At 64.8% G+C, this 13599-nt stretch carries 11 protein-coding genes; 7 read left to right on the forward strand and 4 right to left on the reverse strand.

From position 1 onward, the window contains the following. Positions 1-149: 149 nt before the first annotated feature. Positions 150-503: a DUF1236 domain-containing protein gene (locus tag SO140_RS18755; protein WP_474802247.1), complete on the reverse strand. Its 354-nt coding sequence runs from the start codon at positions 501-503 to the stop codon at positions 150-152. Positions 504-752: 249 nt separating this feature from the next. On the opposite strand from SO140_RS18755, the gene SO140_RS18760 reads away from it, so the two are divergent. The 3 genes from SO140_RS18760 (at position 753) to SO140_RS18770 (ending at position 6027) form a co-directional block, all read left to right on the forward strand. Continuing rightward, entirely contained in the window at positions 753-908 is a 156-nt protein-coding gene (locus SO140_RS18760) for a DUF3096 domain-containing protein (RefSeq protein WP_449384629.1), read from the forward strand. 176 nt (positions 909-1084) lie between these two features. Next, on the forward strand, positions 1085-3976 hold the full coding sequence (ppdK, locus tag SO140_RS18765; protein WP_498541104.1) for a pyruvate, phosphate dikinase: 2892 nt from the start codon (positions 1085-1087) through the stop codon (positions 3974-3976). A 605-nt stretch (positions 3977-4581) separates the two neighbouring features. Next, entirely contained in the window at positions 4582-6027 is a 1446-nt protein-coding gene (locus SO140_RS18770) for a cell wall hydrolase (RefSeq protein ID WP_449383958.1), read from the forward strand. Between the two features lie 4 nt (positions 6028-6031). Here the strand turns inward: SO140_RS18770 and nadC are convergent, their stop codons facing one another. The 3 genes from nadC to nadA all read right to left on the reverse strand — a co-directional run bounded on the left by nadC (position 6032) and on the right by nadA (position 9732). Next, a complete protein-coding gene (nadC, locus tag SO140_RS18775; RefSeq protein WP_449383957.1) occupies positions 6032-6907 on the reverse strand; it encodes a carboxylating nicotinate-nucleotide diphosphorylase in 876 nt (291 codons plus the stop codon). Between the two features lie 13 nt (positions 6908-6920). Then, complete coding sequence (locus SO140_RS18780) at positions 6921-8528, reverse strand: L-aspartate oxidase (protein ID WP_449383956.1); 1608 nt, start codon at positions 8526-8528, stop codon at positions 6921-6923. 97 nt (positions 8529-8625) lie between these two features. Then, complete coding sequence (nadA, locus tag SO140_RS18785) at positions 8626-9732, reverse strand: quinolinate synthase NadA (protein ID WP_498541101.1); 1107 nt, start codon at positions 9730-9732, stop codon at positions 8626-8628. Between the two features lie 366 nt (positions 9733-10098). On the opposite strand from nadA, the gene SO140_RS18790 reads away from it, so the two are divergent. The 4 genes from SO140_RS18790 to SO140_RS18805 all read left to right on the forward strand — a co-directional run bounded on the left by SO140_RS18790 (position 10099) and on the right by SO140_RS18805 (position 13527). Continuing rightward, complete coding sequence (locus SO140_RS18790; RefSeq protein WP_498541100.1) at positions 10099-11364, forward strand: MFS transporter; 1266 nt, start codon at positions 10099-10101, stop codon at positions 11362-11364. A 38-nt stretch (positions 11365-11402) separates the two neighbouring features. Beyond that, positions 11403-12389: an acrylyl-CoA reductase (NADPH) gene (gene acuI, locus SO140_RS18795; RefSeq protein WP_498541099.1), complete on the forward strand. Its 987-nt coding sequence runs from the start codon at positions 11403-11405 to the stop codon at positions 12387-12389. 111 nt (positions 12390-12500) lie between these two features. Further along, positions 12501-13100, forward strand: a complete 600-nt coding sequence (locus tag SO140_RS18800; RefSeq protein WP_449383952.1) for a hypothetical protein — start codon at positions 12501-12503, stop codon at positions 13098-13100. 43 nt (positions 13101-13143) lie between these two features. Then, positions 13144-13527, forward strand: a complete 384-nt coding sequence (locus tag SO140_RS18805; protein ID WP_498542923.1) for a DUF6894 family protein — start codon at positions 13144-13146, stop codon at positions 13525-13527. Positions 13528-13599 lie beyond the last annotated feature (72 nt).

Genomic DNA, 13599 nt, shown 5'->3' on the forward strand with positions numbered 1-13599 from the left:
CGGCTTCTGGGTCCCGGGTCTGCGCTTCGCTTGCCCGGGACACGAGAGCGCGCGTAAGAAAAAGCCCCGCCCGGCGGGGGGATGGACCGGGCGGGGCCTGATGTCCGAAAACTCTATTCGCGCCAAATCGAGTGAGACGCGCCGGACACCTAGTCGAGTACCTCGACGATTCGCCGCGAGCGCGGTTCGATCAGCACGGTCTCGCCGTTCACGACGGTGTAGCGATAGGTCGTCGGACCGAAGCGCTGCGGCACGTCATAGTAGGTGATGCCGGTTTCCGGCAGCACGGTGCCGACCACGACGCGGTCGGGCACGCTGAAGGCCGGCACGCGCTGCTCCACGACGTAATCGCGAAACGCCGGACGTTGTTCGACGGCGATGCCAGGGCTGCGTTCGGTCACGACGGGCGCGCGGCCGATCGTGACGTCGGCTTGCGCCTGCGCCGCGACGGGCGCGCCGAGCGCGACGCCAAGCGCTGCAAGTGCAAGAATCCTGTTCCGCATGGGCAACTCCTCACGAAGATGATTCGGCGCCACGCCAGTGGCGCGACCCGGTTGCCAATGCATGCACCCTGTCCAATGTTCCGAAAGATTGAGTGCCGCATCGGCGGCAATTTCAGGCAGTTTTCGCGAAGGGCGGAACTCATATATGGGCTCGCGCGTCTCTACTCGCGGAACCGGCACCGGTATGATCCGGCCGCGATTCGCATCACCCCAAAGGCTCACTCGCCCAAGCCTCGAGAAAGATATTTCATGCACCTCACCATCGCCCACATCTCGCCGATCATGTCGCTGATCGCGGGCGTGCTCATCCTGATCATGCCGCGGCTCCTCAATCTGATCGTCGCGATCTTTCTGATCCTGAACGGCGCGATCGGGCTTGGCCTTTTGAAGTGGCTGCATCTCTAGGGCATGATCCGGACCCGTAGGGCCGCGTTAGCGCAAAGTGCGCAGCGGTTTTCCGAGCAGATCATGCCAAAGCCATAGTGCCGTTCATTTTCCGGAACTGTTCGACTTGCGCGAGCCCGCCCAAAGTGGTGTAAGGCCCGCGATTTCCCATCCCTCTCGCAGGTTGTGTGCAAGCCATGGCCAAAGCCGCCTCGAAGCCTAAAAAAATACCAGCGAAATCAAAGCCCTCTGCAAAGGCGAAAGCCGTGCCGGCGGCTCGCAAGGCGCTGCCCAAGAGCGCTGTGAAGAGCCCGGTCAAGGCTGCTGCGAAACCCGTCGCCAAGCCGGCGGCCAAGGCAGCGAGCAAGCCCTCGAACAAGCCGGCTGCGAAGCCGGCACCCGCCGTCAAGGCGGGCAAGTGGGTCTACACCTTTGGCGACGGCAAGGCCGAGGGCAAATCCGAAATGCGCGACCTGCTCGGCGGCAAGGGCGCCAACCTCGCCGAGATGGCCAATCTCGGCCTGCCCGTGCCTCCAGGCTTCACCATCCCGACCTCTGTCTGCACCTATTTCTACGCCCACGAGAAGACCTATCCGAAGGAATTGAAAGCGCAGGTCGAGAAGGCGCTCGACTATGTCGGCAAGCTGACCGGCAAGGCGTTCGGCGATGCCAAGAACCCGCTGCTCGTCTCGGTGCGCTCCGGCGCGCGCGCATCGATGCCGGGCATGATGGACACCGTGCTCAATCTCGGCCTCAACGATGAGACCGTGGAAGCGCTGTCCGAACTGTCGGGCGACCGCCGCTTTGCCTATGACAGCTATCGCCGTTTCATCACCATGTATTCCGACGTGGTGCTCGGCTTCGAGCATCACCACTTCGAGGAAATCCTCGACACATTCAAGGACAGCCAGGGCTACGCGCTCGACACCGATCTCACTGCCGAGGACTGGGTCGATCTGGTCGGCAAGTACAAGGATGCGGTGGCGCACGAGACCGGCAAGGAGTTTCCGCAGGATCCGCACGACCAGCTCTGGGGCGCGATCGGCGCCGTATTCTCATCCTGGATGAATGCGCGCGCGGTGACCTACCGCAAGCTGCACGACATCCCGGAATCCTGGGGCACCGCGGTCAACGTGCAGGCCATGGTGTTCGGCAACATGGGCGAGACGTCGGCGACCGGCGTCGCCTTCACCCGCAACCCCTCGACCGGCGAGAGCAGGCTCTATGGCGAGTTCCTGATCAACGCGCAGGGCGAGGACGTGGTGGCGGGCATCCGCACGCCGCAGGACATCACCGAGGACGCGCGGCAAGAATCCGGCTCCGACAAGCCGTCGATGGAAACGGCGATGCCGGAGGCGTTCAAGGAGCTGACGCGCATCTACACGCAGCTCGAAAAGCATTACCGCGACATGCAGGACATGGAGTTCACCGTCGAGCGCGGCAAGCTCTGGATGCTGCAGACCCGCGGCGGAAAACGCACCGCGAAGGCGGCGCTGCGTATCGCGGTCGAGCTCGCCAATGAGGGGCTGATCTCGAAGAAGGAAGCGGTGACGCGCATCGATCCTGCTTCGCTCGATCAGCTCCTGCATCCGACCATCGATCCCAACGCCAAGCGCGACGTGATCGCGACCGGCCTGCCGGCCTCGCCTGGTGCTGCCTCCGGCGAGATCGTGTTCTCCTCGGATGAAGCCGCCAAGCTTCAGGCCGACGGACGCAAGGTCATCCTGGTTCGTATCGAGACCAGCCCCGAAGACATCCACGGCATGCACGCGGCCGAGGGCATCCTCACCACCCGCGGCGGCATGACCTCGCACGCGGCGGTGGTCGCACGCGGCATGGGCAAGCCTTGCGTCTCCGGCTGCGGCACGATCCGTGTCGACTATGGCCGCGGCACCATGAGCATCGGCTCGCGCACCTTCAAGACCGGCGACGTCATCACCATCGACGGTTCGCTCGGCCAGGTGCTTGCGGGCCGTATGCCGATGATCGAGCCGGAACTGTCCGGCGAATTCGGCACGCTGATGAACTGGGCCGATCAGGTCCGCAAGATCGGCGTGCGTGTCAACGCTGACACGCCGGAGGATGCGCGCACCGCGCTCAAGTTCGGCGCGGAAGGCATTGGCCTCTGCCGCACCGAGCACATGTTCTTCGAGGAGACGCGCATCCGCACGGTGCGCGAGATGATCCTCTCCGAGGACGAGCAGTCGCGCCGCGCCGCGCTTGCAAAGCTCCTTCCCATGCAGCGCGCCGACTTCGTCGAGCTGTTTGAGATCATGAAGGGCCTGCCCGTCACGATCCGCTTGCTCGATCCGCCGCTGCACGAGTTCCTGCCGCATACCCACGCCGAGGTCGAGGAAGTGGCACGCGCCATGAACACCGACCCGCGCCGCCTGGCCGACCGTGCGCGCGAGCTCTCCGAGTTCAATCCGATGCTCGGCTTCCGCGGCTGCCGCATCGCGATCGCATATCCCGAGATCGCCGAGATGCAGGCGCGCGCGATCTTCGAGGCTGCGGTCGAGGCGCAGCGGCGCACCGGCAAGGCCGTTGGCCTCGAGGTGATGGTGCCGCTGATCGCGACCAAGGCCGAGCTCGATCTCGTCAAGGCGCGCATCGATGCCACCGCCCAGGCGGTGATGCGCGACACCAACACCAAGCTCGCCTATCAGGTCGGCACTATGATCGAGCTGCCGCGCGCCTGCCTGCTCGCGGCTGAGATCGCGCAGTCGGCCGAGTTCTTCTCCTTCGGCACCAACGACCTGACGCAGACCACCTACGGCATCAGCCGCGACGACGCTGCGAGCTTCCTCGGTCCCTACGTGACCAAGGGAATCCTCTCGATCGATCCCTTCATCGCGCTCGATCAGGAAGGCGTCGGCGAGCTCGTCAAGATCGGCGTCGCGCGCGGCCGCAAGACGCGCGCTTCGCTGAAAGTGGGCATCTGCGGCGAGCACGGCGGCGATCCCGCCTCGGTGGCGTTCTGCCATGCGATCGGCCTCGACTACGTCTCCTGTTCGCCCTATCGCGTGCCGATCGCACGCCTTGCGGCGGCCCAGGCCGCGCTCGGCAAGCAGGTCGCAAGCCAGGCGTGAGCAGGCCCGCGTGAGATACGAGTTGGAGGAGGCGGGGCGATTGCCCCGCCTCTTTTTTGTTTATGTCGGTGTCTCCACGCCGTCATTGCGAGCGCAGCGAAGCAATCCAAACTGTCGCCGCGGAAAAACTCGCGATTGCGTCGTCGCTTTGCTCCTCGCAATGACGAGCTTGGGGTAAGCGCGCTCTACGCACTCTCGATGTCATCGCCCGGCTTGACCGGGCGATCCAGTACTCCGAGACGGTCGTGCTAGAATCGATAAGCCCCGGCGTACCGGATTCCCCGCTTTCGCGGGGAATGACAGCGGCTGTGTGGAGGGACCGTTGCGCAATGACGGAGTTTGGTGATGCGTGTCCCGCAATGACACGCGTCATAAAGAGTTCCTTCACCATATGTGTTGACCAGGCATTTACCTCTTCGCGTGAGGTCGCATTTACCAACGTGTCCGGTCGCCTCGTGAAAACACCTGCGGTTGCTTGAGTGTGGTGCACGAGCAACGTCGATTAACTCCCCGGCAACCTAAATTAGATACCAACAAAAAGGATCGAATTGCACGGACGCACTGCGTTCGATCTTCTCTAGCGTAAGCGTTGCGTGAGCGTATCGATGTTTGTGTTGCGTAACCATCCGAAGGGCGCGCGGTTCGCGTCCTTCGGCATCGGTCTCTGCATCTTCGCATTGGTGCCGAGAGAGACCGGATATCAGGACATTGCTTCGCTGCTGGCGCGCCAACCCGGCGTCGCCGAGCGCTGGCAGAGGCAGGTATTTTCCGCGGCGTCCTCGATCCAGCTCGCCACCTACAGCTTCGCCCGTCCGATCGGAACCTCGGCTCCGCAGAGCGCGAGCTATCGCCTCGCGAGCCTGGACGATCGCGACATCACGGGCGGCATCGCGCGCAATCCGGCGCTCCAGACGCCACCGCGCTATCAGGCCGCCGATTTTCCGCGCGTGGATCGCACGCTCAAGGGCGACCGTCTCGCGACCGTCACGCCCGCGCCGGCAGAGTCCGCCGCGCCATCCGCAACGCCCGCCGCGCAGGATCCCGCGACATCGAACAGCTCGGTCTTTGGCGCCAAGACGGCCGCGTTGCCGCAGGCGATGTCGCCGGAGTCCGCGGCCGCGCTTGATCCCGAACTCGAGGAGGCGCTGCGCGCGCCGCCGCTACCGCAATATTCGACCACGCCATCGGCAAGCGACACGGCGCTGTCGCTTGCAGCCCAGCCGCTCAACGATTTGAAGCGGGCCCCGGCTGCGCCGGCGCGCGATCCCTTCAGCGTCAAGACGTCGAACCTGTTCTTCGGCAGCTCGTCGCTCGGCGGCAGTCTCGAGAGCATGGAGAGCTGGCAGCCCGGCGCCGAGCCGCTGATCGTAATGTCGGACCCCGACATGAAGGTGATGGCCTCGCTGTCGCCGCCGTCCGAGGAGGTCGCAAGGGCGACCGAGAGCGGCGAGAGCGTCGCGCCCAAGGGCGAGGTCAACGCCGACGACCAGCGCGTCAGATCGCCGGCCGAACGGCTCGGCCTCGACGATAAGTCGCGCGCCAAATCAGAGAAGTGCCTGGCTGAAGCCGTGTATTTCGAATCGCGTGGCGAGGCCGTGCGTGGCCAGATGGCGGTTGCGCAGGTGGTGATGAACCGCGTCTTCTCCGGCAAATATCCGGACACCGTGTGCGGCGTGGTCTATCAGAACAAATACCGCCACTTCGCCTGCCAGTTCACTTTCGCCTGCGACAACAATCCCGACGTGATCCGTGAGCCCGACATGTGGGAGCGCGCCAAGAAGATTGCGAAAGCAACGCTCGACGGCCAGATCTGGCTGCCCGAGGTCGGCAAGTCGACGCACTACCACGCCTATTGGGTGCGCCCGTCCTGGGTCGCCGAGATGAAGAAGATGTACAAGTTCGGCGTGCACACCTTCTACCGGCCGCGCGCCTGGGGTGACGGCAGCGAGGAGCCGAGTTGGGGCACCCCGGCACAGACCGCCGCGCTCTCAGCCGAGCTCGCGCAGGAAGCCAAGAGTTCGGCCGAGCTCGGCACGACCGAGCGGCGGTAGCCGCTCAAGCCTCGATATCCAGCGCGCAGTCGAAGTTCGGGGCTGAATGCGTGAGCGCGCCGGACGAGACGTAGTCGATGCCCGTCGCTGCGATCGCTGGGATCGACTCCAGTGTGACGCCACCGGACGCTTCCAGAGGGACGCGGCCGGCCGCGAGCTTCACGGCTTCTCGCAGCGTTGCGATATCCATGTTGTCGAGCAGCACGGCGTCGGCAAGGCCAGTGCCCAGCACCTCGCGTAGTTGCGCCAGCGTATCGACCTCGATCTCGATCTTCACGAGATGGCCGGCATGGCTGCGGGCGCGCTCCAGCACGGGGCGGATGCCGCCGGCGACCGCGATATGATTGTCCTTGATCAGGATCGCATCATCCAGGCCAAAGCGATGGTTGAAGCCACCGCCGCAGCGCACTGCGTATTTCTCCAGCGCGCGCAGCCCCGGCGTGGTCTTGCGCGTGCAGCAGATCCGCATCTTGCTGCCTTCGGTTTGGCGGACGTAGTCAGCCGTCAGCGTCGCAATTCCCGAGAGCCGTCCGACGAAATTCAGCGCGGTTCGCTCGGCCGTGAGAATGGCGCGGGCGGGGCCGGTGATCGTCAGCACACGCTGTCCGGCCTTCACATCAGCGCCATCGCGGCCGTGCGCCTGCACATTGATTGCATCGGAGAGCTTTTGCAGCGTCGCCAGGGCCAGCGGCAGGCCGGCGATCACGCCAGCCTGGCGGGCGACCAGGATTGCGTGGGCCGTGTTGGCCTCGGGGATCGTCGCGAGCGAGGTGATGTCGCCGGCGCGGCCAAGATCCTCGTCAAGCGCGTGGTGCACCGCCTCGTCGATCGCGAGCGGTGAGAGAAAAGCGTCGGGATGGAGCAGGGAAGCTGGGGTCATGACAAAATCTCCGTCAGGCGAGCATGGCTTGCGCCGCCCGGCGCGTGGGTTGTTCGGTCAGCGTCTCGGCGATCTCGCGCGCAGCGGCGAACGTCGTCATGGTCCGTTTCGCGAAAGCCGGTACCTCTGTCGGATGGTCGGAGCGGAAATGCGCGCCGCGACTCTCGTGCCGTGCGAAGGCGGATGTGGCGACGAGCAGTGCCGTGGTCGCCATGTTGCGCAGCGCGACGCTGCCGGCATCGCGTTCAAGCTCCGCGAAATGTTGCACGGCCTGCACGAGCCCGTCGCGGTCGCGGATTACGCCGACATGCGCGCTCATCATGGCGCGCAGACCGGTTTCGGCTCGTTTGTCGATCGCAGCGTTGCGCGGCGTCACCGGCGCTTCCGGCAGCCGGGCAGGTGGGGGGATCGCGCGGCCGGCGATGTCCTTCGCGATGCGCGCGGCATAGACGACGGCCTCCAGCAGCGAGTTCGAGGCGAGCCGGTTGGCGCCATGTGCGCCGGTCGACGATACCTCGCCGCCGGCCCAGAGCCCGTCTATGGACGTGCGGCCACGCGCATCCACCGCGATGCCGCCCATGTGGTAGTGCGCGGCGGGCGCAATCGGAATCGGCTGCGTCGCCGGATCGAAGCCGGCTGCGATACAGCTTGCATAAACGGTCGGGAATTTCTGGGCGAAGCGCGCACCCAGCGCCTCCCGCGCATCGAGGAACGCGCCGCGGCCCGCCGCTACTTCCGCGAACACGCCGCGTGCGACGATGTCGCGCGGCGCCAGCTCAGCGAGCGGGTGGCGTGCCGCCATGAAGCGTTCGTCCCTGCCGTTGATCAGAACAGCGCCTTCGCCGCGCAGCGCTTCGGTCGCAAGCGGCGCCGGATCGTGGCCGGCCATAATGGCGGTCGGATGGAACTGCACGAATTCGGGATCGGCGATGACGGCTCCGGCCCGTGCCGCGATCGCGAGCCCTGATCCGCTTGCTTCCGCCGGATTGGTCGTGACGGCGTAGAGATGGCCGATGCCGCCGGTTGCCAGAACCACCGCGCGCGAAGCGATGATGACGGGACGCGACCTCACATTGCTGGCGTCGCGGAGCTGCAATCCGGTCACGGCGCCGTCCTCGGTCAGCAGAGCCTCGGCGACGAGGCCTTCGATCAGGCGGATCGACGGAGTACGTCGCACGGCCTCGCTGAGCGCCGCGATGATCGCCGCGCCCGCCATGTCACCGCGCACGTGTACGATGCGCCGTGCCGAATGCGCGGCTTCGCGCCCCACCGCGAGCCTGCCCTCGAGATCGCGGTCAAAGGGCACGCCGTAGCTGAGAAGATCGTGAATGCGCGGCGATGCCTCGCGCGCGATCCCGAGTGCGACGGCTTCATCGACGAGACCGGCGCCGACCGCGACCGTGTCGGCCGCGTGCGCCTCGGGGCTGTCGCCCTCAGCGACGGCTGCCGCGATGCCGGCTTGTGCCCATGCGGACGATGCGCCTTGTCCGAGCGTTGCGGCCGAGATCAGCGTCACGGCTCGCGGCGCTAGCTTTAGCGCACAGAACAAGCCGGCGAGACCGCCGCCGACGATAACGACGTCGTCGGTGGTGCGGGTGAGGTTGTGGCAGTTGTCTTGCATCGGTCTCTCCAATCTCTCCGCTGTCGTCCTGGCCAAGGCCAGGACCCGGCGCTCCGCTTCGCTGCGCTTGTCCGGGACGACAGTGTTGGTTGTGGCGCTAGTTCTTCAAATTGATCATCCGCTCGACCGAACGCCGCGCGCGTTCAGCGATGGCGGGATCGATCGTCACCTCTTCACTGAGCGTCAGCAGGCTGCCCAGAATGTTCGACAGCGTGATGCGCTTCATGTGCGGGCAGAGGTTGCAGGGGCGCAGCATCTCGACATCGGGCAGCTCGGCGCGCACATTGTCGGCCATCGAGCATTCGGTGATCATCACGAGCCGTTTCGGCCGTCTCTCGCGCACCCAGTTGATCATGTGCGCGGTCGAGCCGGTGAAATCGGCTTCCGCCAGGACATCGGGCGGGCATTCCGGATGCGCGATGATCTGCACGGACGGATCGGCGTTGCGGAAGGCGCGCAGCTCCTCGCCGGTGAAACGCTCATGCACCTCGCAGGCGCCTTTCCAGGCGATGATCTTCACGTCGGTCTTCGAGGCGACGTATTTCGCGAGGTATTGGTCGGGCAGGAAGATCACGCTCGGCGCGCGCAGGCTTTCGACCACTTGCACCGCGTTCGACGAGGTGCAGCAGATGTCGACCTCGGCCTTCACCTCGGCGGAGGTGTTGACATAGGCGACGACCGGCACGCCCGGAAATTTTTCGCGCAACAGGCGCACGTCCGCACCCGTGATGCTGGCGGCGAGCGAGCAACCGGCGCGAGAATCCGGGATCAGCACCGTCTTGTCCGGATTGAGCAGCTTCGACGTCTCGGCCATGAAGTGCACGCCACACTGCACGATGATGTCGGCCTTCACCTTGGTCGCCTCGATCGCGAGCTGCAGCGAGTCGCCGCCGATGTCGGCGACGCAGTGAAAGATCTCCGGCGCCTGATAGTTGTGCGCGAGGATCACCGCGCCCCGCGCCTGTTTCAGCTCGTTGATCGCCTTGATGGTCGGCGCCATCAGCGGCCACTCGATCGACGGGATCACGTGTTTTACGCGCTCGTAGAGATGCGCCGTGGCCTTATCGACCTCCTGTGTCCATTCCAGCGAGGGCCGCGGCAATGCGAGGCCGCGATTGCCGACGGGCTTGCGTGCGGTAGGAGCGGGGTGGCCCTGCGGCCGCTTGGTAAAGTCGTCGGGACCGTAGATTCCAAAGATCGGCATCGAAGCCTCCCGTTCTTATATACTCAATATGAGTATATGTGGGCCGTTAGAAATCCGGCCTTTCGAGGCCGGTTGGGTTTGCGAGCCGCAATCAGCTTTTTGCCAGACAACATCCGCAGCCCAGGAACATGTCAGCAGCTCATCTTGATATACTCAATATGAGCAAATTGAACATAGCACTTGAGACGGCCGGCCGCCAGACCCACCCGGACACATTCCCGTGCGCTCGCCCGTGCGCTCGCTCCGCGCGCGATTTGCAGGGCTGCAATGTTCGGGACCCCTCTTGGGATTTTCATGCAGATGCATTAACTGCTCGCAGCGCGGTGACCTATTCCGGACCCGCCAACGGCAGAAAAGGGAAATTGCATGTCGGCAAGCGTGGGCGACGTTGATCCGGTTTCGCGTTCTTCCACTTCTCCTTCTTCTTGGCGCACGCCTGCGATCATCATTCTTTGCGGCTGCGCCATCGGCATGCTGAGCTTCGGCCCGCGTTCGAGCCTCGGCTTCTTCGTTCAGCCGATGAGCCATGAGTTCGCCTGGGGGCGCGACGTCTTCGGCCTCGCGATCGCGTTGCAGAATCTGTTGTGGGGACTGGCCCAGCCATTCGCCGGCGCGATCGCGGATCGCTTCGGCTTGTTCCGCGTGATGTGCGTCGGCGCCGTGCTCTATGCCGGCGGCTTGTTGTTGATGCGCTATTCGTCGACGCCGCTCTCGCTCAACGTCGGCGCCGGCGTCATGGTCGGCTTCGGACTTGCCGGCTGCTCGTTCAATCTCGTGCTGTCGGCGTTCAGCAAGCTGCTGCCGGCCGAGAAGCGCGGCCTGGCGCTCGGCGCCGGCACCGCGGCCGGCTCGTTCGGGCAATTCCTGTTCGCGCCTGTCGGTGTCGCGCTGATCGACAATTTCGGCTGGCAGCAGGCGCTCACGGTGTTCGCGGGCCTGATGCTTCTGATCATTCCGCTCTCGCTCGCACTGTCCACGCCGCCGGTTGCGGATTCGTCCAGCACGCCGGCCGCCGACGAGCAATCCTTCACCAGGGCGCTCGCCGAGGCCTTCGGCCATCGCTCCTATGTTCTGCTCGTGCTCGGCTTCTTCACTTGCGGCTTCCAGCTTGCCTTCATCACCGTGCATCTGCCGGCGTTTCTCGTCGATCGCGGCATCTCCACGCAAGTCGGCGGCTGGGTGATCGCGGCCATCGGCCTCTTCAACATGGTGGGCTCGCTGAGCGTCGGCTGGCTGCAAAACTATCTGCCCAAGCGCTACATTCTCTCAACGATCTATTTCATCCGTGCCCTCGCAACGCTCGCCTTCATCTCGTTCCCGATCACGCCGTTCTCGGCGATCGCCTTCGGTGCGGTGTCCGGCCTGATGTGGCTCTCGACCGTACCGCCGACCTCGGCGTTGGTGGCGCTGATGTTCGGCACACGCTGGCTCGCAACCCTCTATGGCTTTGCTTTCGTCAGCCATCAGGTCGGCGGCTTCCTAGGCGTCTGGCTCGGCGGCATCGTGTTCGAGCGCTTCGGTTCCTATGCGCCGATCTGGTGGCTCTCGATCCTGTTCGGCGTGCTGTCCGCGCTGATCAATCTTCCGATCGTGGAGAAACCCGTCGCCAGAGCGGTTGCGCAGCCTGCCTGATCGGCTAAACATCCCCAAAACAGTCAGGGAGTTTTGCCGTGGCAACGTTCAAGGCGATCCGCATCGACAAGGCGGACAAAGGCACCACTGCCGCGCTCACGCAGTTCGACGAAGCCGAATTGATGGACGGTGACGTCACCGTGCGCGTCGAGTGGTCGACGCTGAACTACAAGGATGGCCTCGCGCTCACCGGCAAGGCACCGGTGGTGCGCCGCTTCCCGATGATCGCCGGCATCGATTTCGCCGGCACCGTCGAGCAGTCCTCCCATCCGCAATGGAAGGCGGGCGACAAGGTCGTCTGCACCGGCTGGGGCATGGGCGAGACGCATCTCGGCGCCTATGCGGAGAAGGCGCGGGTGAAGGGTGACTGGCTGGTCGCGCTGCCGCAGGGCTTGTCGGCGCGCGATGCCATGGCGATCGGCACCGCCGGCTTCACCGCGATGCTCGCGGTGCTGGCGCTGGAGAAGCAGGGCATCTCGCCGAAAAGCGGCCCCGTGGTGGTGACGGGCGCGGCAGGTGGCGTAGGCTCGGTTGCGACTGCCGTGCTGTCGAAGCTCGGCTACCACGTCATCGCCTCCACCGGTCGCGCGGCGGAAGCCAGCTATCTCAGGGAATTGGGAGCGGCCGAGGTGATCGACCGCAACGAGCTGTCCGCACCCGCAAAACCGCTCGCCAAGGAGCGCTGGGCTGGTGGCATCGACAGCGTCGGCTCGACCACGCTCGCGAACCTGCTCTCGATGACGAAGTACGGCGGAGCGATTGCAGCCTGCGGTCTCGCCGCCGGCATGGATCTGCCGTCCTCGGTCGCGCCGTTTATTTTGCGCGGGGTGTGCCTTCTCGGCATCGATTCGGTGATGTGCCCGCTGGAGCCGCGGAAGGCCGCCTGGCAACGCCTGGCGTCCGATCTGGATCGGACGAAACTAACTGAAATCACTAAGGAAATTCCGCTCGGCCAGATCCTTGAGTGGGGGCCGAGGATTCTCGCAGGCGACGTCCGCGGTCGCATTGTGGTAAAAATTCTCTAACGGCGTTCAGACTTTACCAACCAAGCTGCTTCAATGTCGCCACTGTTGGTATGGTAAGCAGCGGGTAAAGAGATCAGGCTTGCCCGCTACTGGGGTCGTCGGAGTAAGAGCATGCTTGCGCGTATTGTGTTGGGAGCTGTCACCGCGGCGGCAACGGTCGCGCCGGCCGTTGCAGGAAGTATGAACGCGGACGAGGCGCGCCGGTTCGTGGCGGGCAAGGTGTTCGCCTTCACCTGTTTCGACGGGACTCGCGGTGCAGGCCGCATCCTCGATGATCTGGGTGCGGCGGGCGCGGTGCAGTTCTCGGGCGCCGGTCCCGTTCGCCACGTTCGTCTGCCGGGCAACACGCTCCAGATTCGCGGTCAGAACGTCTGCGCCTCGATCAAGGGCATCCCGTTCGAACCCTGCTTCAACCTGGAAAAGACCGACGATCGTAGCTTCCGCGGCTCGGTCTCGGGCATGGGCTTTGCCTATTGTGATTTCCACCACCAAGGTGGCAACCAGATGCTGATGGCGCGCGCGGTGGCGCGGCCGCGATCGCTGCGTGCGCCGCGCACGACCGGCTCCGTCAGCGCATCCGCAACCGAAGTCGCTACGCGTGTCGAGACGCCGCGCGTCGAGAGCGGCCGCATCGAGCCGGTGAAGTCGGAAGCAAAGCCTGAAGTGCCGAAGAATGAAGGCCCGCTCGAGCTGCGCCGCTCGACCGACTGAGCCTTGCCTGCCCCCGGCGCATATGCTTTCCGCGCCGTTATCGTTGAAACCTGACGAGCTGTGGTCGCCGCCGCGCCGTAGTCATACGGACGGCGGTTTTCATGCCTTGGTAGCTGTTCGCGCCACAGCCTTGCGTGACGGCCGGCAGGGAGCGGCCCGATACGAAGGTTTGACGATGGCGCTGTATTACTTTCGGATCAGCACCGGCCGCTATTTCGGGGCATCCGACCACGCTTATGAATTCGAGGATCGCGCGGCGGCCTGGAGCGAGATGACGGATGTTTGCGCGAACCTGCTCGGCAGCATCGCACGGGGCCTGAAGCCCAACGCGCAATGGCATATGGATCTCCTCGATGAGAACAAGCAGCTCGTGTTTCGCATCAGCCTGGCCAGTGAGGCGGTGAAGGAGCGCAGCCCCGCTGCCTAAAGCGGGATGGGGTTAGGTTGAATCGATTTGGGATTCCCAAATCAGCTTGTTTCTGATTCACCATGCTGGCTG

This window comes from Bradyrhizobium sp. UFLA05-108 (assembly GCF_059803455.1).

Excerpts from the sequence above, each read along its gene's own strand:
- SO140_RS18760 (WP_449384629.1), top strand. The coding sequence starts at position 753 with ATGCACCTCACCATCGCCCACATCTCGCCGATCATGTCGCTGATCGCG.
- nadA (WP_498541101.1), bottom strand. The coding sequence starts at position 9,732 with ATGCCGATCTTTGGAATCTACGGTCCCGACGACTTTACCAAGCGGCCG.
- SO140_RS18780 (WP_449383956.1), bottom strand. The coding sequence starts at position 8,528 with ATGCAAGACAACTGCCACAACCTCACCCGCACCACCGACGACGTCGTT.
- SO140_RS18755 (WP_474802247.1), bottom strand. The coding sequence starts at position 503 with ATGCGGAACAGGATTCTTGCACTTGCAGCGCTTGGCGTCGCGCTCGGC.
- ppdK (WP_498541104.1), top strand. The coding sequence starts at position 1,085 with ATGGCCAAAGCCGCCTCGAAGCCTAAAAAAATACCAGCGAAATCAAAG.
- nadC (WP_449383957.1), bottom strand. The coding sequence starts at position 6,907 with ATGACCCCAGCTTCCCTGCTCCATCCCGACGCTTTTCTCTCACCGCTC.
- SO140_RS18790 (WP_498541100.1), top strand. The coding sequence starts at position 10,099 with ATGTCGGCAAGCGTGGGCGACGTTGATCCGGTTTCGCGTTCTTCCACT.
- SO140_RS18770 (WP_449383958.1), top strand. The coding sequence starts at position 4,582 with ATGTTTGTGTTGCGTAACCATCCGAAGGGCGCGCGGTTCGCGTCCTTC.
- SO140_RS18800 (WP_449383952.1), top strand. The coding sequence starts at position 12,501 with ATGCTTGCGCGTATTGTGTTGGGAGCTGTCACCGCGGCGGCAACGGTC.